The following is a 20,627-nucleotide window of genomic DNA, read 5'->3' on the forward strand; positions in this document are numbered from 1 at the left end:
CGCCGGGCCGAACATCTGCACCGCCTGCTTGGCGCCCTTGATCGTCACCTTGTTGAAGAGGATCGTGTTGGGCTTGCACAGAAGGTTCGGCGCGACGACGGCGAGCAGCGTCGTGAAGCCGTCCTTGTTGTTGACGAGCGCGTTGGCGAAGGCGAGCTCGGCCGCCGAGCCGCGCGGACCCATGATCAGATCGATATGCGCAACTTCATTGCCGTCGCCGACCAGCGACTCGCCGACCAGCATTTTGTTGATTAAAGCCATGTGTTCCTCCCAGAATTCCTCATGATCGCGCGCGCCATTCGGTCCCGAGCGCCTCTATCCCCTCTTCGGCGCCGAGCGAAAAAAGCCCGATCGGACCGGTGGTCAGATAGCCGCGAGTCCATCCCGCGCGCGGCGGACTCAACCATTTTTGCGCGGCCTTGCCAAGATGGCCGCCAGATAATCAGCGAAAAGAACCGCGACGGTCAGATCGGCGCTTGTGCCGGGATTCAACCCACGCTGTTTGAGCGCGCGATCGAAGTCCAACGCCAGATCGAACGCCGCCTCGCGGCCCTTGGCGTTCTTGAGACTCTCTTCAAAACGCGCCGCCTCGCCGCGGACCGCCTCGGCGGCGGCCCCATGTTTGCGCGCAATGTGGCTATCTGGAAAAGCGGCGAGAAAGGCCGCATAGACGGCGAGCGTTCCGAGCGCCGCATCGGCGGTTCGCGCGCGCGCCTCCCCGAGCGTCGTAAGGCCAAGATCGAAAATATCGGCGAAGCCATTGGCGTATTGCCAGGCGATGCGGTCGCGGTCGGCGGCGGCGCGCATCGCTTCGAGGAGAGTCGTTTGCGCCGGCGCATGGACGTCGTGCTGCGGCGCATCTCCAAGTCCCGCCGGCCGCGCGAGGGCGATGGCGCGAAACGCGGCGTCGGCGTCGTTTATGTCGAGGGCCTGCAGGACGCGCCCGGTCTCCCGGCGCAGATCGGCGCTTTGCGCCGTCGCGGCGGCCTGCGCCAGCGGCGCGCAGAGCAGGACGATGCCGAGATTGGTGTTCTGCCCGACGCGCGCCCGCGTCGCTTCGATGGCGCCGGCGATGCGGGCGCCGACGCTCGATCGCGCCGCGCCGATGAAGGGGGCGGCGGCCTCGGCGCTGGCGAGGAAATCCGCCGTGGTCATGCCATGGCCGTCGGCGAAGACATGGACGTTGCCGGGCTTGGGCGCTTGCAGCTCCGCTTCGCAGCCGGCGATGAAGGCGGTCGCGATCTCTTGCGGGTCGGCCGCGAAGGTCGCCACGTCAGGCGCGATGTCGCGCGCGCGTCATTTGCGCAAGCGCGTCGGCGGCGACTCTGTCGGCGATCGAGAAGGGCGTCACCCGCTGCAGTCCGCTCCAGCCCGCCATGCTGTTGACTTCAAGAATAAGCGGCGCGCCGCGGTCGTCATTGATGATGTCGACGCCGGCGAAGTCGACGCCGAGCGCGCGGGCGGCGCCGACGGCGATCTCCGCCTCCCGCGCCGACGGTTCGACGGCGAGCGGCTTCGCGCCCTGCCGCACATTGGTGATCCAATGGCTCGAGCGCCGGCGCATGGCGGCGATGGTTTCGCCGCCTGAAACGAGAATGCGCATATCTTCGAACGGCGGCCGCGCCGGCCCGACGAAGCGCTGCAGATAGAACACGCCGCGCGCGTCCTGAAGCGACGGCAAATCGTCTTCGCGTTCGATCAATCGCAGCCCCCAGCCCTGCGCCCCGAAAAGCGGCTTCATTACGAGCGGGCCCTTGGCGCATTCGCGCCGCGCGATGGCGCGCGCCTGCGCGGGAGTCTGCGCCGCAAAGGTCTGCGGCGTCGGCAATCCGGCCTGCGTCAGAAGAAAGCTCGCCATCGATTTATCGGTGCAGCGTTCGATCGCGCGCGCGCTGTTGACGACAGGGACGCCGAGCGCCTCCAGGGCGTGCAGGACCCCCAGCCGCATGGTGATCGCTTCGAGCGACCCGTCGCCGATGGCGCGAACGATGGCGAGATCGGGCAGGTCGCGAAATCCGGGGATGATGAGGCCCTGGGCGCGGCCCGTCTCGATCTTGCAGGCGGAGAGCCGCACCGCGACGGGCGTCGCGCCCTGCGCCCGCAAGGCGCGGAGCGTGCGGATCACATGCCAGTCGAGCTTGTCGGTGAAGACCGCCACGCGCGGCGGCGGCCCTCGATCCTGGCTGAGAGGAGCGAGGGGTCCGGATCTATCGAGCAGGTCGAACGCAGTCAAACAACGCCCCGGCGATCACCCGCCAAATGATTTATCCAAGAGCGCCAGATTGATCTCGCCGGCGCGGAAGGTTTCGCCGGTCTCGACCGCCGTCACCAGCGCTTCGGCCGGCGAAAACAGGCTGCCGTCGATCTTATAGAAGTCGCCCTTATACGCCTTGAAGATTTCGGCGAACGGCCGGCCATAGTCGCGCGAGGTGTCGCTCGGCAGCTTCTCGGCCAGCTCCTTGGCGGCGGCCGCCGAGCCCTTTACGAAAAGATGCGCGCGCCCGGCGTAAATGATCGCGTCATTGGTGCGGCCCATCGCCTGCACGAAGTCGGGGTGGGGCGGCGAGAGCGGCGCCGTCGCGACGCCGTCGATAATGTCGTCGAGCGGAAAATGCAGCTCATGCGCCTTGTGCAAGGCGACTTCGAGCACCCGGCCGACCACCTGGACGCCGCCGGCGAGCGACTGCGTCGGCGCATAAATGAAGGCGACTTTGTCTGGCGTCACGCCTGAGCGCGAGGCGACTTTCTCGACGACCTCCTTGGGCGGCGGCGAGCCGCTTTCGAGGACGATGGTGACGCGGTCGGCGAGGTCGCGATACGACAGCTCATCGAACAGCTTTTCGGCCCGCGCCTGGGCGCGGCCTGGGCCCGACCCGAGAGCGAAGAATTTTTCGTGGCTCAGGCTCCATCCGGCGTATTGGCTGGCGAGGCAGGCGACGACGGGATCGGCGCTGGTCACGGTCAGCCAAAACGGCCATTTGGGCGCGGCCGGCGCGTGGGAAAGGGTGACGCTGCCAAGTCCGCCCATGCAGATCTCGGTCAGCAGCAGGCCGGCCTCAATGCCGCCCGGCGCCTTGGCGCCGGCGTCGATCAGCAATTCGCCGAGACTGCCGCGCTCGACGGCGATCCGATATTTCGCCGCGCCGGCGACGAGACGGTCGACCAGCGCGCCCGCGAGAGCGTTGACGCTTTCGGTCGTACGGCCGCTGATGTTCAGGCTTCCGCTCACGTGTGGCCCTTCCCTACTTTCGCTCTGTGGCGCTAATCCACCCTTGCCCGGCCGTTCTAAGCATAAGCCTGCAGCCGGTTCGAGCCCGGAACTTATAGAGCTTTTCCGCCGAAACGAAAGCCGGGCCGCATCGCAGCATGTCGCGGACGCGTATCGCTTGGCCATGAAGTTTGAGGTCGAATGTCACAAAATTTCAATCTTTGTGGGTTTATTAAGGCAACCAATCGGCGGCTGAAGCGTTGAGCATCACTTGTGTGTTTCCGCACATTAAGCAGGCGGGCTTTGTGCGAAAAGCGACCAGTACGATATATTTTTACGCTGGAAGGAAGATAAGATGGACGTGCAGCCGACTGAACGGGACGTCGCCGAGCATACGGCTGGACATCTTGCGGTGACCGACGTGCTTTACGTCGCGCTCGCGATTGCGGTGATTCTTTTCGGCAATATGGCGCTCGTCCGCGCTATGGACGTCGCGCTCGATTCCCTGGCCCGATAGGCGGCGCCGAACAGCCGCGAGCGGGTTGATGAAGGTCGGCGGGCGGAGAGCGAGACCTGTCAGACATGGCTTGTTCCGGCGGTTGCAGCAATCGACGACCTTACGTTCCGGGAACGTCGTTTACGAAGGACGGCGTCGCGCAGCTTCTCAGCGCCCGTTCGATCTAAAAGCTCGTCACGCAGCAAGCTTATTTGATTCCGCGCCGGGCCTGTGACCAGCTGCGATACGCGCCCGGCGTCATTCCCGAATAGCGCCGAAAGGCGCGGCGGAAGCTCGTTTCATCGGCATAGCCCGACGCGGCGGCGAGCTGCTTGACAGAATTGCGCGTCGTCTCGAGCAGCGTGCGCGCCGTGTCAAATCGAAGGCGATCGAGAAAATGCTTGGGCGTTTCACCGGTGGCTTCTTTCAGCCGGCGATGAAGCGTTCGCTCGGAAACGCCCAGCGCGCGCGCCAGTTCAATCGTCGTCAGCTGCGCGTCGCCGGCTTGACGGACAATGTGTTCGGCTTCCAACAGAAGAGGATTCGAGGCTGAGAGATGTCCCGGCGGAATATAGATCGCCTGAGTCGAGGGAGCCGTATCGACGACAGTGAAATCGGCTGCCGTTTTCGCCGCCTCGGGTCCAAGCAGGGCACGGATGATATGCAGCGACAGATCAATCCAGGACAAAGGGCCGCCCGCCGTAACGACGCGGCCGTCTTCGATGAGCGATGCTCCCCACGCCGCATCCGCGCGCGGGTAGCGCGTTTTGAGTTCGTTGTGACGCCACCAGGTAGTCGTGCAGCGGCGTCCGTCCAGCAGACCAGCTTCGCCGAGCAGGAAAACGCCATTGCAGGAGCCCGCGACGATCGCGCCTAAAGCATGTTGGCGACGAAGCCATGCGGCCGCCGCGCCGATCGCTGGAAACGGCGGCAGCGCGTGGCCGCCACCGCAGACATAGCCCGGCACGATGATCGCCGCGCAACCGTCGACGTCGTCGAAACGCGCCTCGACCTCGTAGCGCCTGCCGGCGCCGTCGTGAATGGGAAGCCCGTCGTGACTGACGGCGATGACGCGATACGGTTCGGGCGCGCCCTTCTTTGCGAGCATCGTGCGGCTCAGGGCCAGCATATCAGCCGCGCCGACGAAGCCGAGGCCCAAACAATTTTCGTAGCCGAGAACCACGATCTGCATCTCGCGGAATCCTCATGGCGAATTTTGCATTAATCTTGGCAAATCCGCTGTCTGACTCTGCAAGAGTAATGGCAAATTCGCCACGCTGTAAAGCGTCGCCCTCCGCGCGACGCTGAAAGCCGACCGAAAACGTCACCGTCGTTTTTCGGCTGAGCCAAGGAGTGGGAAAATGAGCGTAACCACGCAATCGGCAGCAGGCGCCGTTGATCGCGCCGAGCCGATCGTCAAATTGAAGGGAATGTGGATCGGGCTTGCGGTGCTCAACGGCTTCTATCTCGTCGTGCGCATCTACGAGCAGATTTACGGCTGGCGGGCCGGACTCGATTCATTCGCGCCAGAGTTTCAAACCTATTGGATGAGCATCTTGTGGACGGAAATTCCGCTTGAACTCATCTCGGGCATCGGCCTCGCCGGCTGGCTCTGGAAGACGCGCGTTCGCGACATGTCGACCGTGACGCCGCGACAGGAAATGAAGGCCATCGTTGATAACGCCGCATGGCTCGTGGTCTATGCGGCGGCGATCTATTGGGGCGCGTCCTTCTTCACGGAGCAGGACGGCACCTGGCACATGACGGTGATACGCGACACGGACTTCACCCCGTCGCACATCATCGAGTTCTATATGAGCTACCCGATCTATTCGATTCTGGCGATCGGTTGCTTCTTCCATGCGAAGACGCGAATTCCCTACTTCGCGAAGGGCTATTCGATCGCCTATCTGATCGTCTCGATCGGACCCTTCATGATTATTCCGAACGTTGGCCTGAACGAATGGGGCCACACGTTCTGGTTCATGGAGGAGCTGTTCGTTGCGCCGCTGCATTGGGGATTCGTGTTCTTCGGCTGGATGGCGCTCGGCGTGTTCGGAGTCGTGATTCAACTCCTGCTGAACATTCATCGCGTCATCGGCAAGGACGGCGTCGAACTGCTGACCGCCGCGTAACGCTCAAGATTCTCGCGCCGCGGCCGCGTTCGGTCCTCCTGACGAACGACGGCGCGGCGCGGGAGGGAATGCGAAAAACTCCCAGGATCGAACTCATTTCGTCGCCTCGTCGCCTTCGGCAGGCGATGGACGGCAGGCCCAAAAATGCGGCATTCTCGATTTTCGAGACACTGTCGAAGCCGGGCGGAAACATGTTCAGAATTAGGCTGTTCTTCATTCTCCTGGCGGCGATCGGCTTGATCGCCGGCGCGGACGCGCAAGCGGTGCGCAGGGATTCCGCCAAGGCGTTCCAGAAAGTTCGGGAATGCTCGGCCCAGATGGGGCCGGACGTCATTACCTTCAGCTTCTACCAGCCGACGCAATCTAGAAGCCAGTTCTGCGAGGACATTCCCGAAACGGGTCCGACGACGATGGTGATCGACACGTTGCAGGACGAGTTGCGGGACATGACGGTGGAAATCCGCATCGTCGAGGCGGATCCGAAGGGGGACGAAGACGCGGCGCCGAACGAAGCCTATCTCCCGCCCGCGCAGTTCCGTAGCGGGGTCATCCAGCTCGAACACGACTTTAAGCGAAAGGGAGACTTCGTCGCCCTGGTGCGGGCGCGGAGCCCGGATGGCCGCAAGGAATACAACGCACGTTTCGCCTTCTCGGTCGGCCAAGAGTTTCTGCGCGATTGGACCGCAGTCGCCATCGCCACCGGCGTGGCGCTTGCTCTCGGCGCAGGCTGGTACGCACACTCCCTCCGCAGGAAAGCATCCGAGAAGACCAAGCTCGGGAAAGCGTGATGGCGCCTCATTCGCTGCACTGAACCGGCTTCCGTCGCATCTTTATGGCGGCGGCTTATCTGGGATCTCAAAAGACAAACCCGCCCCCGCCGCCATCGGCGTCGCGCCTGCCGCCAGGGCGTCGCCGAGACGGTCGAGACGGATCAGGGCGAGACCCTCGTCATGAAGGCGCGAGCCGGTGACGCCGATTTCAACGTCGCCGGCGCGGATCGTTTCGCCCGGCGCGGGCGCGCCGCCTTGCGCGCGATATTTCGTGACCCGCTTGCGCACCAGGCCGCGGTGCTTCATCCGTGACACCACTTCCTGCCCGACATAGCAGCCCTTCTTGAAGTCGATCCCCGCGAGCAAATCCATGTTGGCTTCGTGAGGAAAGGTCGCGCCATAGTCGAAATCGACGCCGCCGAGCGGCACGCCGGCATGGATGCGCCGGGCCTCGTAGGCGGTCCGCCCGTCCTCCGTCGGTATCTTGCCTTTTGCCGCGATGGCGCGAAATCCCAGCGGGCCGCGCGGATCGGCGGCGATGGCGACAGCCTCGACCTTCGGCGCTTCGGTCGAGTCGGGAAAAGCGATCGCGTCAAATTCGCCGCTGCGGTTCGTCACCGTCACTTTCGAACGCAGCTTGTAGATGTTCAGACGTTTCTCGAGATCGGCGGAAAGGGCGAGCGGACAGTCGAGCAGATAGCCTCCTTCGCCCGCGGCAAAGACCAGAAAATCAAACAAAATCTTGCCCTGCGGCGTCAGCAGCGCGGCGTAGCGCGCCTCGTCCGGCTTGAGCGAGGCGACGTCATTGGTCACCAGATTATGCAGGAACTTGCCCGCGTCTTCGCCCGCAACCTCGATGATGGCGCGGTCGTCGAGCAGAATCGCCGTCGTCATGTCTCTCTTCCGCCTCCGCCGCCAGCTGCTTGAGTCTCGCGCGCCTTTGGCGCATTAGCAACAAAACTCCACCCCGCGACGACATCGCAAGCGAGGCGCCACTCATGCCGCAGGTTTTCGACGTCATTCTCTCCGGCGGCGCGCTCGTCAATCAGGACGGCGAGGGCGCGCGCGACGTCGGCCTTCGCGACGGCAAGATCGCCGAGATCGGCGATCTGTCTCGCGCCTCGACCGGTGAGACGATCGATTGTCGCGGCCTGCATATTCTGCCCGGCGTCATCGACACGCAGGTGCATTTCCGCGAGCCGGGCGCGCCGCATAAGGAAGACCTTGAATCTGGATCGCGCGGCGCGGTTCTGGGCGGCGTCGTCGGCGTTTTCGACATGCCCAACACCAATCCGCTGACGATAGGCGAAGCGGAACTCGCCGACAAAATGGCGCGCGCGAGCGGGCGCATGCATTGCGATTTCGCCTTCTGGGTCGGCGGCACGCATGAGAACGCCCGTGACCTGGGCGAATTGGAGCGGCTTCCCGGCGCGGCGGGGATCAAAGTGTTCATGGGCTCCTCGACCGGCTCGCTGCTCATCGCCGATGACGCCGGCGTCGCCGACGTGCTGTCGCATACGCGCCGCCGCGCCGCCTTTCACAGCGAAGATGAAGACCGGCTGAATCTGCGCAAGTCGCTGCGCATCGCCGGCGATCCGTCGTCGCATCCGGTCTGGCGCGACGTCGAGACGGCGGTGCGGGCGACGCGGCGGCTGATGAACATCGCGCGCGACAAGGGCGCGCTCGTGCATGTGCTGCATGTGACGACCGAAGAAGAGATCGCGCTGCTCGCCGAACATAAGGACATCGCCAGCGTCGAAGTGACCCCGCATCATTTGACGATGGACGCGAGCGATTATGCGCGGATCGGCACGCTCGCGCAGATGAATCCGCCGGTGCGCGAGGCGCGCCACCGTGAAGCGCTCTGGCGCGGCGTCGCGCAGGGCGTCGTCGACGTGCTCGGCTCCGACCATGCGCCCCACACGCTCGAAGAGAAGGCCAAGCCTTATCCCAATAGCCCGTCGGGGATGACGGGCGTTCAGACGCTCGTGCCTCTGCTGCTCGATCACGTCAACGCCGGCCGGTTGACCCTGCAGCGTTTCGTCGACCTGACGAGCGCCGGTCCAGCGCGGCTTTTCGGCATCGCCGGCAAGGGGCGCCTCGCGGTGGGCTACGACGCCGATCTCACCATCGTCGACATGAAGCGGCGCGAGACCATCCGCAATTCCTGGATCGCCTCGCGCGTCGGCTGGACGCCCTATGACGGCAAGGACGTCGTCGGCTGGCCGATCGGGACGTTTGTGCGCGGCGCCAAAATCATGTGGGAAGGCGAACTCGTAACGCCTTCCTGCGGCGCGCCGATGCGATTTCACGCGGCGCTTGGCGGTAAATGATCCGCTCTCGTCTTGGGTTCATTTCGCCAGCGAGGCGCCCGGTCCAGGAGATGCATCCGCAGCGCGACATTTCCGTTCATCGGTTTGCGGCGTGGCTGGTTGGTCCTCTCGCAATCGTCGCCGCGCTTTTTTGGGTGGCGAACCATATCGGCCGCAATGTCTTCGCGGTGAAAACCGAGAAGACCGACTGCGTCCCAAACGAGCGCTTCGTCAATGATCCCGACGGGCGTCGTTTTCTCGAACTGCGCTGGTTGATGGACCCGCCGGGCTGGCGCGTCCGCCTGCGCGTGCCGGCCGAATATGTGACATGGGCCGATGTCGGGTGCGAGTCGGCGACAATGCCCGGCTATCCAGACCCCAATTACACCAAACCCTTTGCGCAGGGGTTTGCGGTCGGATTGTCGCTGCCGGACTTTAAGCCGCTGCCGCCAGCTGACCGTAACATAGATAGAAATGGCGTGAATTGGTCAAAGATGGTCGTTCACATCGATTCAATCGGGCAGGCCAAGAGCGAGTCCGAAAGAAGAAACGTAATACCAAAAATGTTTGACGAAATACATCCATTTCAATTGGATCCGAACGATTTTCTTCTTAAGGACTACAATTTAACGGTCGGGCATAAACCAAGTAAATACGGACTTGAACGTATTGGAATGATCGGGAATATGGAAAAAATTAAGAATGAGCAGATAAAACCTCCTGTTTATGATTTCTATTACACAGATAAGAAACCGATAGAGTTGTGGTTTGAATGCATCGCTGACGAGATTAAGGATCATTCGGAAGATCCGAGCTGGGCCGGACGGCCAGGATGCGAAATGCATTTTCGGCATGCTCGTATCGACTCGGTGATTACGGTCAATTTCCCCAGGATTTACATGCCGGTTTGGCAGCAAATTAAGGTGCGGACGGAGTGGCTTTTGGATTCGTTTGAGATCGGCGAGCTGAATGAAGGCAGGTTGTGATCGACGACGACGCCTTTGACGAGTCATTCCATATTCGATTTTCACCCCGCCGCCGCCGTGATCCGAGCGCCTCTCAATCACAAAAATCGAAACGCGCGTCGCGGCGGGCTATGACGCGGACCTCACCCTCGTCGACATGAAGCGGCGCGAGACGATCCGCAATTCCTGGATCGCGTCACGCGTCGGTTGGACGCCCTATGACGGCAAAGAGGTCGTCGGCTGGCCGGTCGGGACTTTTGTGCGCGGCGCCAAGGTCATGTGGGAAGGCGAACTCGTAACGCCTTCTCAAGGCGCGCCAATGCGCTTCTGGAACGCTCTCTAAGCTCCTTTTGGAAAGTTTGCGCGAACGCCCGGAACATTGCGGCCTCGCGCGCGGTTAGTCGCTCATTCCCAATTGCGCGCAAAAGGAGATGAGCCATGCCGCAGGGAGACAAGTCGGCCTATACCGACAAGCAGAAACGCAAGGCCGAGCACATCGAGGAAGGCTACGAGAAACGCGGCGTGTCCGAGAAAGAAGCCGAGCGCCGCGCCTGGGCGACCGTCAACAAGGACGACGGCGGCGGCAAGAAATCGGGGTCCGGCCGCGGCGCCAAGACGGGCAATCCGGCGGCGCATAAGGGCGGCAAGAGCGGCGGCGAAGCCTCCGCGTCGCGTCCCGCTTCAGAACGCTCGGCGTCCGCCAAGAAGGCCGCCGAAACGCGCAAACGCAATGAACGGCGCGCCAGCTAGCGCGAAGCCGTCGCTGCTGAAAGCGACAGGAGAACGTGATGACTGCGCAGAAAGACGTGCAGCCGACGAACGAAGGCGAAGGCAGCCGCACCGCCGCCAAGCAGTATAATGAGGCGACGAGGAAATTCGTCAAAAGCGGCAAGGTCGACAAAGCGGCGAAAGACGCCGAGCGGGCGATCGAAGGCGAAGAGGCGGAAGAGTTGAAACGCGCCGAAGATGAAGGCCGCGCGCACGCCGCGCCGCATGAGCAGGAGCGCGAAATCTAATTCGATGCTTGCCGCCGGCGGGCGCGTTCAACCTGCCGAACGGCGCTCTCCAATCCCAACGCGGCGATCGCCGCCGCGTCGTCTCCCAACGCTTCGGCGGCCTAATCTTCGCTCCAGAAGTAGTGCCAAACGCCGTCCGACCCGATGCCGATGCGCGTCGCGCGCGGCTTTCCTTCGGCATTTGAGCGTATAAGATCGGCGAAACGCACGCAGCGCCACCTTGCGCGCGCTTCCTCCTCATCGGCGGGCTGCTGCGGATGGCGCGCGAAGGCCGGCCATTCATAGAGCGTCGTCGGTCCGCGCACGATCTTGACGAAGGGCTGCGCAAAAATCGCGCGGATGAGCGAAATCGTCTCGCGGCCCTTGCGATCGAAGGAAAGCGCCTTCAAAATCTCGATGGGATCGGTTCCGGCCTTGAATGCGTCGCTCTTGGCGAACAGCGGGCGCGTCTCGTTCCAGTCGATCGGAATGCGGAGCGCCTCGACCTCCCCGGTCTCGGTCGCGGCGAGAATTTTGTCGCGGATCCTGGCGACGGGCGCGGGCAGAAGCGCGAGATCGCCAATCGGGGGAGAAATGACGTCGCCGATGACGTCACCCTTGGGTTTGCGGATCATTCGGCAATGATAGCGCGCGCCGGCCTTGATGCGCCAATGCGCTGAATTTGACCATTTTCCTACGGCCAAGATTGTCTGCCCGGATCGAAACCGCCATTGTCATTGGCGCGTCTCTCGGAGAGTAAATGGACGAGCTTCAGCACCAGAATGCGCCCTCGGGGAAAAAGGCCTCGCCGCGTCTTGAGGGGATGCTGCGCCAGTCGGCGCTCGCGATTCTCGCCGAGCGCATCTGGCGGGCCGGCTTGGCGCTCGCCACGATTGTCCTCGTCTTCCTGGCGCTCTCCTGGCTGGGACTTTGGCAGGCCGCGCCGCTCGAGGCGCGCGTCGGCGGCGTGGCGCTCTTCGGCTTCGCCGCGCTCTATGTCGTCGCGCGAGAGTCGGCGCGCGGCTGGCCGCATCGCGCCGCCGCGCTCGAACGGCTGGACCGCAGCGCCGACGCCGCGCTGCGTCCTGCGTCTTCACTCGAGGATCGGCTCGCCAGCCAAAACGCCGACGCGGGGGTCGAGGCGCTTTGGGCGTTGCATCGCCAGCGCCTGGAGATGGCGCTGGCGCAGACGCCCATCGAGGCGCCGCATCCGCGCGTCCCACAGCGCGACCCTTACGCGCTGCGCGCGCTGGCGCTCGTCGCGGCGGTTGCGGCCGGATTCGCGGCGGGCGATGAAAAGCGCGCGCGCCTCGCCGCCGCGTTTGACTGGCGGGCTTCCGCGAGCTTCGGGACCAGCGCGCGCGTCGACGCCTGGCTCGAACCGCCGGTCTACACCGGCCGTCCGCCGATCGTGCTCGCCAAGGAGAGCGACGCGCCCATCGAGGCGCCGGTCAATTCGACGCTGCGCATCCGTCCCCCAGACTCTGGCGTATCCGTCTCCGGCGGACTGGTCGCCGCGCAGGCCGCCGTCGAGGATGCGCAAAAGGGAGCGTCGAAAGAGCAGGCGTTCAAACTCTCTGGCGCGGCGCACGTCTCGCTTTCCGACGGCCGGCGTTTCGATCTCGCGGCGATCCCAGACAAGCCGCCGAGCATCGCGCTGACGGAAAAGCCGCGCAACAATGTTCGGGGCTCGATGACGCTCGCGTTCCGCGCCACGGACGATTACGGCGTCGTCGGCGCCGAAGCGGTCTTTAGCCGCCCGCCCAGCGCGCGACGCGCGCTCTACGAGCCGCCGCGTCTTGCGCTCGCTTTGCCGCCCGGCGGCGGCGGCCAGGGCGAGGCCAAGGCGACAATCGATCTCGCCGACAGTCCTTTCGGCGGCGCGAAGCTCACGATGCGCCTCGTCGCCAAGGACGCCGCGGACAGTGAAGGCGCTTCTGAATCGGTTGAAGTGACTCTGCCGCAGCGCCGCTTCGTCAAGCCGCTCGCGCGCGCGCTCGCCGAACAGAGGCGCATCCTCGCGCTCGATCCGGATTCGCGCTCAAGCGTCCGCGCGGCGCTCGAGGCGCTGTCGATCGCGCCCGAAGCCTTCGATACGCCCGCCGCCGTCCATCTCGGACTCCGCGAGGCGCGGCGCGGTCTCGAGGGTCCGCGCAGCGACGACGAATTGCGCGGCGTCTGTGACATGCTGTGGGCGATGGCGCTCGGCCTGGAGGAGGGCGACACCTCCGAAGCGGAGCGCGAACTGCGCGCGGCGGAGCGCGAATTGAAGGATGCCATCGCGCGCGGCGACAGCGAGCAGGACATCGCCAATCGCGCCGAGGAGCTTCGCGCCGCGCTCGATAAATTCCTCCAGCAGCTCGGCAGCCGATTGCCGCCCCCGGGAGCGCCGCTCCAAGAGGCGGAAGGCGGCGCCGACACCGTCACCCCCGACGAGTTGCAGCAGATGCTGGACGAAATGAACAGAGCCATGAAGGCGGGCGACATGGCGCAGGCGCAAAGGCTTCTGGAGGAACTCCAGGACATCCTCGAAAATGTGCAGACGGCGCAGGGCGCGGGCCAGCGTCGCGGGCGCGGGCGCGAAATGGCGCGCGCGCTCAATGAACTCGATCAGTTGTCGCGCGAAGAGCAGCAATTGCGCGACGACACCTTCCAGGGGATGAACGCGCCGAGCGATATGGAGTCGCGCGGCGCGCGGGGCCATCGTCAGAAGGGCCAGTCGCAGAACGGGGAGCTCAGCGACGAGCGCCAGCGCCAGCAGGCGCTTCGCGAGCGGCTTGAGCGCCAGCAGGACGCGCTGCGCGAGGGCGGCGTCGAAGCCGCCGAAGAGCTCGACGACGCGCGCCGCGCGATGAAGGAGGCGGAAGACGCGCTCGGCAAGGCCGGACAAGGAGGCGCGAGGGCGGTCGACGCGCAAGGGCGCGCCGTGCAGGCGTTGCGTAAGGGCGCCGACAGGCTGGCGCAGCAAATGCGCGGCGATGGCGACCAAAACGCTGAAGAAGAGGGCGGGAGCCCGGGCAGGCGCGGGCGCCGCGGCAAGGGCCGCGATCCGCTTGGGCGGGCGCCCGGCGATGGCAATCGTCCCGACGCCTATGGGAAATATGATCCGCTCGGCCTGCCGCCGGCGCAGCGCGCCCATCGCGTGCAGGAAGAGCTGCGCCGCAGGCTCGGTCAGCCTGAACGCCCGCAGGAAGAACTCGATTATCTGCAGCGCCTGCTGCGGCGATAAACGCCTTGCCGGCGGGCGCGCGCTTCTCTACAGCGCAGCGGGTAGGGAGAAGCGCCGCTCATGCCAAGTTCTTCAAATCTATTGGTCGTCGTCGCCGTCGCGGCGGTGATTCTTGTCGTCGTCGCCGGCTTCATCAATATGTTTCGCGGCGGCGAGGGCGCGCCGGCCCGCTCGCAGAAGCTGATGCGCTGGCGCGTCGGCCTGCAATTGCTGGCGCTTCTCATCGTTCTCGGCGTGCTTTACGCGCGAGGCCGCTGGTAAGCGGCCGCTTCACTTGGCTACGCGCTTCTCCAGCCATTCGACGATCAGCGGATCGTCGACCGCGCCCGTCACCGTCACGACGCCGCCGTCCGGGGCGACGAGCGCCGTAAAGGGCAATTCTCCGCGCCAGGCGCTGTCCGCTTCGAAATAGAGCTTTTCGACAAAATCGTCGGCGAAGCCGTAGTGGTCCGCGCGCGAAAGCCCGACCTTCTCGATGCGCGCCTGCGCGCGGGCGCGGTCATCGTCGCCGTCGGTGTTGACGAAGACGATGTCGAATCCCTTTTTCTCGGCGGCGATCTTCGCCCATTGCGGCAATTCCACGAGGCAGGGGGGGCAGGTCACCGACCAGAAATGCACGACGAGCGGCCTGCCGGCGTGAGCCTTGGTCAATTGGCTGAAGCCGCCGCGGCCGTAGGGCTTGAAGTCCATGGCGAAGGCGCCTCCTCCTGCAAGGAGGGCGAAGGCGAGGGCGAGTGACATGAGGCGCATTCGGCGAAGACCCACTGAACTTTTATAGTTCTTGTCATTCCCTGCAGGCCGCAGGCCCGACCGGGAATCGAGAGTGATAAAGCTGGCGCCGTTGATCGTCTCTGGATTGCCGATCACGCGCGGCGCGCGCGTCGCAGATGGCAAAGCAGCGCCCGTCCGAATTGGCGTCACTGCGGCGCCGCCGCGCTTTTTTCGTCTCGCGGCAGCGGCGTCAGGCGATAGCCTTCCTTATGCGTTAACCAAGATAGATAGGCCGCGCCATTATGGGCGATGAGTTCCGGATGGTCGGAGGCGTCCAGCGTTTGCGCCATGACGCGCGGCGCGCTCCAGCTCTTGCCGTTGTCGCGCGACATTTGCATGGCGATCGTCGTCGTCGTTCCGTCGAACTCCTTCCAGGCGCGATACAGGCGGCCCTTGGCCGCGACCAGCGTCGGATGTCCGGCGGCGCGCGCGTCGTCGCCGAATTTCTCTGGCTCCGAGAAGCTTTTGCCCGCATCGAGGCTGCGCGCGTAATAGAGTCCCTGGCGCTTCTTGCCCTTGGTGAACCAGACCACATGCCAATCGCCGGCGGCGTCGATCGCGATCGATGGTCCGTGATGCGGGCAGCTATTGATCGCCCAGTCGTCGTCGGACACGCGCGTCGCCGTCGCTTGCGCGGCGTCCGCGGAAAGCTTGGCGACCATATGGTCGCGAACATTGCCGTCCAGCACCTGTCGCCAGGCAAAGACCGGCGTTCCATCCTTGTCGAGCGCGCCTGACATGCGGCAGCATTCGCAGGCGTGATCAATCAGGATCGATTTGCCTTTGAAGGTCTTGCCGCCGTCGTCCGAATAGGCGAAGGCGACGCCGCTGCCGAGAAACTCCTTGCCTTCGGCCTTGGCTTTGAGCGCATGCGTCTTGTCGAGCCAGCCGGCGTAGATGCGCCCCTTGCGGTTGACGAGGATGCTGTCGAAGCGCTGGCCGCCTTCGCTCAGAAGCGCCAGCGGCGTTGAAAAGGTCTTGCCGCCGTCGGTCGAGCGAGCCGTGAAGATCGTGCCGATCATCTGCTTGTCGGGCCGGGTCGTATAGCTCGCGAGCAGCGTCCCGTCTTTGAGCGCGACGATTTTCGGACGCGCGTCGCCATGCGCGTCGATCACGCCGTCGCCGACCGTGGCGATCGCAGTCGGCGCGGAAAACGTCGCGCCATTATCCGAAGAGGCGGCCGCGTAAACGCTCTTGCCGACCGAGAAGGCGACCCACAGCCGTCCGTCCTTCGCAAAGGCGGGAACGGCGGTCGCCGCGCAATCCACCTTCGCTTCGGCGCAGGCGGCGGCGGGATGGTGACTCATCGCGGCCGGCGGCGCTGATTGAGTCGGCGGCGCCGCGTCCTTAGGAGAGTCTGTGGACGGCGCGCCTTGTTGCGCGCTTGCGGCGCCCGAGGCCGCGAACGCCAGTAGGGCAAGAGCTAAACGCTTCATTGTTCCTCCCGATCTCATCTGTGTAGCGGCGCCGTCATCTGAAGTTGAACGATTGTTCGGCTACAAAGCCGCCACCGGGTGGCGGCGGCGCGCGTAAGCCGGAAACGATCTCTTCCGCCTTCCTGGCGTGCAAGTCGCTGCTCGCCTCCAAGACTCTAAACTTTTGCACACTGCCCGACGGATCAATCTCGAACCGAATGCGCACAAAGCCCCGAGCAGGGCGTCGGGGGTCCATTCGGAAGCCTTGCGCCGACCTGTCGAGATAGGTGCGTGCGCGCAAAATTTCCGAAACGCGGGCTGCGTAAGCGGCGCGCGCAGCCTCGCGATCCGATGCTGCGCGTGTTGGCGTCGTTCCCATTCCGGCGACGAGGGAGGCAAGAGCCCATGTTACTGGGAGAAGGTGACGCATTTTTCTTCCTTTGCGTTTCATCCTTCTCTCCAATTTTGGCTCAGCCGCAGAGCCGACGTCGCGCGCCTTTCATGCGCGCGCTACTTCGCTAGTGAAATCTGAAACTCTGCACGCCGTCGTAGGAGCCGCCGGGCGGCGGCGGCGCCCGCAGGCCCGAGACGATGGAGCGCGCCAATTGCCCGTGGCGGGGCGTCGAAGCGGAAACGAGGGTGACGTTGCTCGGCGCGCCCGACGCGCCAAGACGAAAGCGAACGACGGCGCTTCCTTCGCCAAGACTTGTCGTGCCCGGCGAGCGCGCCCGGATGAGTTGGCCGAGCTTGCGCAGATAGGCGCTGGTGTCGGCATGTTTCTTTTTATCGGCCGACTTCTCGTCCCGCGCGGCCTTCGGTTTCTGTTCGCGCCCGGCGTCGGTCTTCTCCTCGCGCTTTTCGGTCTTCTCCTCGGATTTCATATCCTTGCTGTCTTCGCGCTTCGGTTCGGCGCTGTCTTCGGGCTTGGGCTTTTGCGCCTCGTCGAGCGCGCGCGCCGGTCCGCTCGCGCCTAGCGCGCAGGCGAACGCCAATGCAGAAAGACTCAATGTCAGTCGAGAAATATGCCGCATTTCCCTCTCCTTCTCTAAAAATGCGCGGGCCTCATGCGCATGAATCTTTCAGCCACGGACCGAAAGCTTTGAATGGCGCGATTGATCATTTCGGCGTCCCGCGGAACTTAAAAGTTTGTCCCACATCCATCGATCCGCCCGGCGGCGGCGGCGCTTCGACGCTCGACAGGATCTTCTTCACCGTTTCTGAAAGCGCTGGACTTGTCGTCCTGTCGATCGTCACCTTGTCGATCTTGCCCTGCGCATTGACGTGAAAGCTGGCCGTCACCTCGCCGTCGCCGGCAGGACTTTCCGCGGGCGTTCGCTTGGCGATCGCCGTATAGAGCACGCCGAGGAACTTGCTCTCCGACATCACCGGCGCGGCGGCGGGCGCAGCCGCTCCTTGCGTCTTCGCGGGCGCGGCGGGCTTTGGCGCTGCGGCGCGTGCCGGCGTAGCGCTCTGCGCTGGCGCTGCGGGTCGCGCTGGCGCGGGCGCCATGGCCGCGGGCTTGGCGTCCTCGGCATGCGCGCCGCAAGCGGCGAGCGCCGCGGCGATGGTAAGCAATCGCGCGAGCTTCATTATGCCCTCAATAGCCGGAACGATCTCAGGCGGCGGGCGCGAGCGTCCGCCGCCATTGGCGTCAATGGAAGACGAACGGCTGGCTGATGAAGGCTGAGCCGCACATGCTGGGGCCGCGGGCCGAGGACACGATGCGCCGCGCCAGCGCCGCATGCCCCGGCGTCGATCCCGACGCCGAGATGCCCGACAGTCCGCCGCCCGGATTGACGTGGAACGTCACGCTCGCGCTGCCCGGTCCAAGGCTGGTGCTGCCTGGCGTATGGCGGCGAAGCGCCGCGCCGATATGGGCAAGACAGGTCGCTTGCGACGCCCCCGAATTTCCGGCCTGTCCCTCAGGCGCGCCGTAGCGTCGACGCGCCTGCGCCTCCTGACGTTGCTGCGCGCGCTGGACCTGTTGCTGCTCGACCTTCTTCTTGACCTTGTCGACGTCTTCCTTCTTGGCCGGCAAGGGCACGGCGTCGGGCGCCATCACCACCGGCGGCGGAAGCGCGATGTCAGGCTCCTCGACCGCTTCGGGCGGCGGCGTGTCGTCGGCCTCGGCGACTTCCTCCTGCTCGAAGAAGTCGCCTTCCGGCACAAGGTCCATGCTGACCGAGTCGAGCGAGATCGCCGTCGGCTTCGCCGAATAGGCGAGTATGCCGAAGACCATGACATGCGCCGCGATGACGAGGACGGTCGTCACCGAGCGCAGCCAGGAAGGCTTGACCGGCTCCGGACCCGAAGGCGGGTTGTCGCCCTCTCGCGCCATGCCTTGCGGACTTAGCGCGAAATCGGTCATTTCAGCGCTCCCGCCGGCGCCGCCGGAGCTTGCGCGGGCAGAGCGCCCGCGGCGGGCGCGGCGCGGCCGGGCGCGGCTTTCATGCCTGCGCCGGTCTTGCTGCGCGAATTGGTCATGATCGCGATATGGGTGATGCCGTTCGTCGCAAGCTTATCCATCACCGCGACGACCTCGCCATAGACCGCCTCCGTGTCGCCGCGGATATGAACGACGCGCGATTGGTCGTCGCCCATCATCACCTTGATGCCGTCGATGAGCGCCTCCGCGGAGAGCTCGTCCGCGCCAAGCGCGATCTTGCCCTCCTTGCCCACCGTCACGACGATCGGATCTTTTTGGTTGATCGGCATCGCGGCGCTCGCCTGGGGCAGATTCACCTTGACGCCCTTGGCGAGCAATGGCGCGGTCACCATGAAAATGATGAGCAGCACGAGCATGACGTCGACGAGCGGCGTCACGTTGATTTCGGCGAGCGGCTGATAAAGGCCTTCGGTTGCGCTCTGGCGCTGACGTGAGGGCATTCCCATTACGCGGCCTCCCGCTCACGACGCGCGCGCGTCTGATGGCCGCTGCACATCAGCAGAGCCTCGTCTTCGATGTAGTGTGCGACTTGCTGGCCGACGCGCGCGAAGGCGGCGCCGATGCGGTTGTAGCCGACCGAGGCGGGGATGGCGGCGGCAAGTCCGTAGGCGGTGGCCGCAAGCGCTTCCGCGATGCCCGGCGCGACGACCGCGAGGCTCGTGTCCTGCGACTGAGCGATGCCGGCAAAGCTCGTCATGATGCCCCACACCGTGCCGAACAGGCCGACGAAAGGCGCGACCGACGAGATGACGGCGAGGTTGGGCAGGCCGCCTTCCGCCTTGGTCAGGAACTCGCGCGCCGCGCGACTCATATGGTCGGCGATGCGGGCGCGCTTGTCGCCAATCGTCTCGTCCGGGAGATCGAGCGCAAAAGCTTCGCGGCCCGCTTCGGCGACGGGCGCGAGAACGCCAACGTCTCCGCCCTGACGCGCCGAGCGCGCGGATTTGGTGATGCGGGTGACGGCCACCACGCCTTCGACGATGAGCACCCACGTCCAGATCGACGCGAGCAGCAGCAGCCCCATGACGGCCTTTCCGACAGGACCGGCGTTGAGGAACATGGCGAGAGGGGAAAGCGTGTTGTAATCCATTTTCACTCACTCGTTTTTAGGACGCGCTTGCGGCGACCGCGCATGCGAAGCGTCAGTTTTTGTTTGTTATGTCTTCGCGAGACGAGAGGCCGCAAAGCGGCGAAAGCCCGCAATCAGACTCCGGCGCGGCGCGCCCTGGAGCCTAATGCAATTCAGGAAATATGAATTGAGGGTGGAGCGCGCGCGCCATTCGCGCCATTCGCGGCGAAACTCTCGGGCGGCGGCGCGGCGACCGCGCTCAATTGGATCGTAGCCGCTCGTTCGGCGTTGGGCCGTGCGACAGAAATCAGGCGCTCTGGAAGAACGGCGTGGCCTGCATGGGCGTTCAGGCAACAGTCCGGACAGCTATGCGTAGAATGCGTTGGCGAGTCGTCGCGTTGCGTCGAACTCCCCTTCTGCGCGGCGGTTGCGTGCAGGCCCGCGAGATAAGCGGCATGATCGCAGGCGATTCCACCTTGGTCCGCGAATGCGTGCGCGGGCCGCGTCGCGCCTGACAGAAGAAGCGAGAGCATCAGCGCGCAAACGGCCGCGACGGCGAGTGCCGCGCGGAATTCCCGACGCATGGCGCGCAACTGTGACATAAATGTCTCTTAGTTGATTTTTTAACCTTTGACAACGCGCGCAGGCTTGGAAAGTCTGGATTTACCGGTTCATCTGCATGCGCCGCGCCGCTACAGTTAATGTGCGCCGGACCTGCAGAGATCCCATGCGCATCCGCCGACTCGCATCGCTCCTTATTTTCTTTGCGCTCATCGCGAGGCTCGCTTCGCCTTGTGAGGCGCTGGCGTCGAGATC

General features: G+C 64.6%; 25 protein-coding genes and 1 pseudogene. 10 read left to right on the forward strand and 16 right to left on the reverse strand.

The window, feature by feature from the left end; translation table 11 throughout:
- The 4 genes from fae to mch all read right to left on the reverse strand — a co-directional run.
- On the reverse strand, positions 1-261 hold a 261-nt coding region (gene fae, locus ACR65T_RS12100; RefSeq protein WP_434496705.1), incomplete at its 3' end, for a formaldehyde-activating enzyme.
- Positions 262-399: 138 nt separating this feature from the next.
- Complete coding sequence (locus ACR65T_RS12105; protein WP_434496717.1) at positions 400-1,272, reverse strand: triphosphoribosyl-dephospho-CoA synthase; 873 nt, start codon at positions 1,270-1,272, stop codon at positions 400-402.
- Between the two features lies 1 nt (position 1,273).
- Positions 1,274-2,158, reverse strand: coding sequence for an ATP-grasp domain-containing protein (locus ACR65T_RS12110; RefSeq protein WP_434496759.1), 885 nt, complete (start codon positions 2,156-2,158; stop codon positions 1,274-1,276).
- Positions 2,159-2,248: 90 nt separating this feature from the next.
- Complete coding sequence (gene mch, locus ACR65T_RS12115; RefSeq protein WP_434496718.1) at positions 2,249-3,229, reverse strand: methenyltetrahydromethanopterin cyclohydrolase; 981 nt, start codon at positions 3,227-3,229, stop codon at positions 2,249-2,251.
- A gap of 334 nt (positions 3,230-3,563) precedes the next feature.
- Between mch and ACR65T_RS12120 the strand changes: the two genes are divergently transcribed.
- Complete coding sequence (locus ACR65T_RS12120) at positions 3,564-3,725, forward strand: hypothetical protein (protein WP_434496719.1); 162 nt, start codon at positions 3,564-3,566, stop codon at positions 3,723-3,725.
- A gap of 187 nt (positions 3,726-3,912) precedes the next feature.
- Here the strand turns inward: ACR65T_RS12120 and ACR65T_RS12125 are convergent, their stop codons facing one another.
- Positions 3,913-4,896, reverse strand: a complete 984-nt coding sequence (locus ACR65T_RS12125; protein WP_434496720.1) for a GlxA family transcriptional regulator — start codon at positions 4,894-4,896, stop codon at positions 3,913-3,915.
- A gap of 169 nt (positions 4,897-5,065) precedes the next feature.
- Between ACR65T_RS12125 and amoC the strand changes: the two genes are divergently transcribed.
- Together amoC and ACR65T_RS12135 are read left to right on the forward strand one after the other, a co-directional pair.
- On the forward strand, positions 5,066-5,839 hold the full coding sequence (amoC, locus tag ACR65T_RS12130; protein WP_434496721.1) for a bacterial ammonia monooxygenase, subunit AmoC: 774 nt from the start codon (positions 5,066-5,068) through the stop codon (positions 5,837-5,839).
- A 191-nt stretch (positions 5,840-6,030) separates the two neighbouring features.
- A complete protein-coding gene (locus ACR65T_RS12135) occupies positions 6,031-6,627 on the forward strand; it encodes a hypothetical protein (RefSeq protein WP_232366064.1) in 597 nt (198 codons plus the stop codon).
- Between the two features lie 42 nt (positions 6,628-6,669).
- Here the strand turns inward: ACR65T_RS12135 and ACR65T_RS12140 are convergent, their stop codons facing one another.
- Entirely contained in the window at positions 6,670-7,503 is an 834-nt protein-coding gene (locus tag ACR65T_RS12140; RefSeq protein ID WP_434496722.1) for a YgfZ/GcvT domain-containing protein, read from the reverse strand.
- Positions 7,504-7,607: 104 nt separating this feature from the next.
- Between ACR65T_RS12140 and ACR65T_RS12145 the strand changes: the two genes are divergently transcribed.
- The 5 genes and pseudogenes from ACR65T_RS12145 to ACR65T_RS12165 all read left to right on the forward strand — a co-directional run bounded on the left by ACR65T_RS12145 (position 7,608) and on the right by ACR65T_RS12165 (position 10,902).
- Complete coding sequence (locus ACR65T_RS12145) at positions 7,608-8,942, forward strand: dihydroorotase (protein ID WP_434496723.1); 1,335 nt, start codon at positions 7,608-7,610, stop codon at positions 8,940-8,942.
- Complete coding sequence (locus tag ACR65T_RS12150; protein ID WP_434496724.1) at positions 8,939-9,907, forward strand: hypothetical protein; 969 nt, start codon at positions 8,939-8,941, stop codon at positions 9,905-9,907. Before ACR65T_RS12145 ends, ACR65T_RS12150 begins: the two co-directional genes overlap by 4 nt.
- 94 nt (positions 9,908-10,001) lie before the next feature.
- Positions 10,002-10,229: pseudogene (locus ACR65T_RS12155) on the forward strand (dihydroorotase); the annotation flags it as partial.
- A 95-nt stretch (positions 10,230-10,324) separates the two neighbouring features.
- Positions 10,325-10,636, forward strand: a complete 312-nt coding sequence (locus ACR65T_RS12160) for a plasmid stabilization protein (RefSeq protein ID WP_434496725.1) — start codon at positions 10,325-10,327, stop codon at positions 10,634-10,636.
- Positions 10,637-10,674: 38 nt separating this feature from the next.
- Entirely contained in the window at positions 10,675-10,902 is a 228-nt protein-coding gene (locus ACR65T_RS12165) for a hypothetical protein (RefSeq protein ID WP_434496726.1), read from the forward strand.
- A gap of 101 nt (positions 10,903-11,003) precedes the next feature.
- Here ACR65T_RS12165 and ACR65T_RS12170 read toward each other — a convergent pair whose 3' ends face one another.
- Complete coding sequence (locus ACR65T_RS12170) at positions 11,004-11,585, reverse strand: hypothetical protein (protein ID WP_434496727.1); 582 nt, start codon at positions 11,583-11,585, stop codon at positions 11,004-11,006.
- Positions 11,586-11,641: 56 nt separating this feature from the next.
- On the opposite strand from ACR65T_RS12170, the gene ACR65T_RS12175 reads away from it, so the two are divergent.
- Both ACR65T_RS12175 and ACR65T_RS12180 read left to right on the forward strand, forming a co-directional pair.
- Positions 11,642-14,110 (forward strand): TIGR02302 family protein, encoded by a 2,469-nt coding sequence (locus ACR65T_RS12175; RefSeq protein WP_434496728.1) that lies wholly within the window; start codon positions 11,642-11,644, stop codon positions 14,108-14,110.
- 60 nt (positions 14,111-14,170) lie between these two features.
- Positions 14,171-14,371, forward strand: coding sequence for a twin transmembrane helix small protein (locus ACR65T_RS12180; RefSeq protein ID WP_123176941.1), 201 nt, complete (start codon positions 14,171-14,173; stop codon positions 14,369-14,371).
- A gap of 9 nt (positions 14,372-14,380) precedes the next feature.
- Here the strand turns inward: ACR65T_RS12180 and ACR65T_RS12185 are convergent, their stop codons facing one another.
- From ACR65T_RS12185 to ACR65T_RS12225, 9 genes are all read right to left on the reverse strand, one after another.
- Complete coding sequence (locus ACR65T_RS12185; RefSeq protein ID WP_434496729.1) at positions 14,381-14,851, reverse strand: TlpA family protein disulfide reductase; 471 nt, start codon at positions 14,849-14,851, stop codon at positions 14,381-14,383.
- A gap of 176 nt (positions 14,852-15,027) precedes the next feature.
- On the reverse strand, positions 15,028-16,317 hold the full coding sequence (locus ACR65T_RS12190; RefSeq protein WP_434496730.1) for a sialidase family protein: 1,290 nt from the start codon (positions 16,315-16,317) through the stop codon (positions 15,028-15,030).
- Between the two features lie 34 nt (positions 16,318-16,351).
- Positions 16,352-16,747, reverse strand: coding sequence for an energy transducer TonB family protein (locus tag ACR65T_RS12195; RefSeq protein WP_434496731.1), 396 nt, complete (start codon positions 16,745-16,747; stop codon positions 16,352-16,354).
- Positions 16,748-16,814: 67 nt separating this feature from the next.
- A complete protein-coding gene (locus ACR65T_RS12200) occupies positions 16,815-17,327 on the reverse strand; it encodes a hypothetical protein (protein WP_434496732.1) in 513 nt (170 codons plus the stop codon).
- Positions 17,328-17,412: 85 nt separating this feature from the next.
- Positions 17,413-17,886, reverse strand: a complete 474-nt coding sequence (locus ACR65T_RS12205; RefSeq protein WP_434496733.1) for an energy transducer TonB family protein — start codon at positions 17,884-17,886, stop codon at positions 17,413-17,415.
- 61 nt (positions 17,887-17,947) lie between these two features.
- Positions 17,948-18,664, reverse strand: a complete 717-nt coding sequence (locus ACR65T_RS12210) for an energy transducer TonB (protein WP_434496734.1) — start codon at positions 18,662-18,664, stop codon at positions 17,948-17,950.
- Positions 18,661-19,188: an ExbD/TolR family protein gene (locus ACR65T_RS12215; protein ID WP_434496735.1), complete on the reverse strand. Its 528-nt coding sequence runs from the start codon at positions 19,186-19,188 to the stop codon at positions 18,661-18,663. The genes ACR65T_RS12210 and ACR65T_RS12215 overlap by 4 nt, the downstream gene beginning before the upstream one ends.
- Positions 19,188-19,832, reverse strand: a complete 645-nt coding sequence (locus tag ACR65T_RS12220; RefSeq protein ID WP_434496736.1) for a MotA/TolQ/ExbB proton channel family protein — start codon at positions 19,830-19,832, stop codon at positions 19,188-19,190. Before ACR65T_RS12220 ends, ACR65T_RS12215 begins: the two co-directional genes overlap by 1 nt.
- Positions 19,833-19,984: 152 nt before the next feature.
- A complete protein-coding gene (locus ACR65T_RS12225) occupies positions 19,985-20,413 on the reverse strand; it encodes a DUF2946 family protein (protein WP_434496737.1) in 429 nt (142 codons plus the stop codon).
- Between the last annotated feature and the right edge of the window lie 214 nt (positions 20,414-20,627).

The organism is Methylocystis sp. (genome assembly GCF_051061285.1).
Taxonomy (GTDB): Bacteria; Pseudomonadota; Alphaproteobacteria; order Rhizobiales; family Beijerinckiaceae; genus Methylocystis.

What these genes read in the sequence shown, in the direction of transcription:
- ACR65T_RS12125 (WP_434496720.1), bottom strand. Translation starts at nt 4,896, where the DNA reads ATGCAGATCGTGGTTCTCGGCTACGAAAATTGTTTGGGCCTCGGCTTC.
- ACR65T_RS12180 (WP_123176941.1), top strand. Translation starts at nt 14,171, where the DNA reads ATGCCAAGTTCTTCAAATCTATTGGTCGTCGTCGCCGTCGCGGCGGTG.
- ACR65T_RS12175 (WP_434496728.1), top strand. Translation starts at nt 11,642, where the DNA reads ATGGACGAGCTTCAGCACCAGAATGCGCCCTCGGGGAAAAAGGCCTCG.
- ACR65T_RS12215 (WP_434496735.1), bottom strand. Translation starts at nt 19,188, where the DNA reads ATGGGAATGCCCTCACGTCAGCGCCAGAGCGCAACCGAAGGCCTTTAT.
- ACR65T_RS12205 (WP_434496733.1), bottom strand. Translation starts at nt 17,886, where the DNA reads ATGAAGCTCGCGCGATTGCTTACCATCGCCGCGGCGCTCGCCGCTTGC.
- ACR65T_RS12150 (WP_434496724.1), top strand. Translation starts at nt 8,939, where the DNA reads ATGATCCGCTCTCGTCTTGGGTTCATTTCGCCAGCGAGGCGCCCGGTC.
- ACR65T_RS12185 (WP_434496729.1), bottom strand. Translation starts at nt 14,851, where the DNA reads ATGTCACTCGCCCTCGCCTTCGCCCTCCTTGCAGGAGGAGGCGCCTTC.
- ACR65T_RS12200 (WP_434496732.1), bottom strand. Translation starts at nt 17,327, where the DNA reads ATGCGGCATATTTCTCGACTGACATTGAGTCTTTCTGCATTGGCGTTC.
- ACR65T_RS12135 (WP_232366064.1), top strand. Translation starts at nt 6,031, where the DNA reads ATGTTCAGAATTAGGCTGTTCTTCATTCTCCTGGCGGCGATCGGCTTG.
- amoC (WP_434496721.1), top strand. Translation starts at nt 5,066, where the DNA reads ATGAGCGTAACCACGCAATCGGCAGCAGGCGCCGTTGATCGCGCCGAG.
- ACR65T_RS12140 (WP_434496722.1), bottom strand. Translation starts at nt 7,503, where the DNA reads ATGACGACGGCGATTCTGCTCGACGACCGCGCCATCATCGAGGTTGCG.
- ACR65T_RS12210 (WP_434496734.1), bottom strand. Translation starts at nt 18,664, where the DNA reads ATGACCGATTTCGCGCTAAGTCCGCAAGGCATGGCGCGAGAGGGCGAC.
- ACR65T_RS12220 (WP_434496736.1), bottom strand. Translation starts at nt 19,832, where the DNA reads ATGGATTACAACACGCTTTCCCCTCTCGCCATGTTCCTCAACGCCGGT.
- ACR65T_RS12160 (WP_434496725.1), top strand. Translation starts at nt 10,325, where the DNA reads ATGCCGCAGGGAGACAAGTCGGCCTATACCGACAAGCAGAAACGCAAG.
- ACR65T_RS12225 (WP_434496737.1), bottom strand. Translation starts at nt 20,413, where the DNA reads ATGTCACAGTTGCGCGCCATGCGTCGGGAATTCCGCGCGGCACTCGCC.
- ACR65T_RS12195 (WP_434496731.1), bottom strand. Translation starts at nt 16,747, where the DNA reads ATGAAACGCAAAGGAAGAAAAATGCGTCACCTTCTCCCAGTAACATGG.
- ACR65T_RS12165 (WP_434496726.1), top strand. Translation starts at nt 10,675, where the DNA reads ATGACTGCGCAGAAAGACGTGCAGCCGACGAACGAAGGCGAAGGCAGC.
- ACR65T_RS12190 (WP_434496730.1), bottom strand. Translation starts at nt 16,317, where the DNA reads ATGAAGCGTTTAGCTCTTGCCCTACTGGCGTTCGCGGCCTCGGGCGCC.
- ACR65T_RS12120 (WP_434496719.1), top strand. Translation starts at nt 3,564, where the DNA reads ATGGACGTGCAGCCGACTGAACGGGACGTCGCCGAGCATACGGCTGGA.
- ACR65T_RS12145 (WP_434496723.1), top strand. Translation starts at nt 7,608, where the DNA reads ATGCCGCAGGTTTTCGACGTCATTCTCTCCGGCGGCGCGCTCGTCAAT.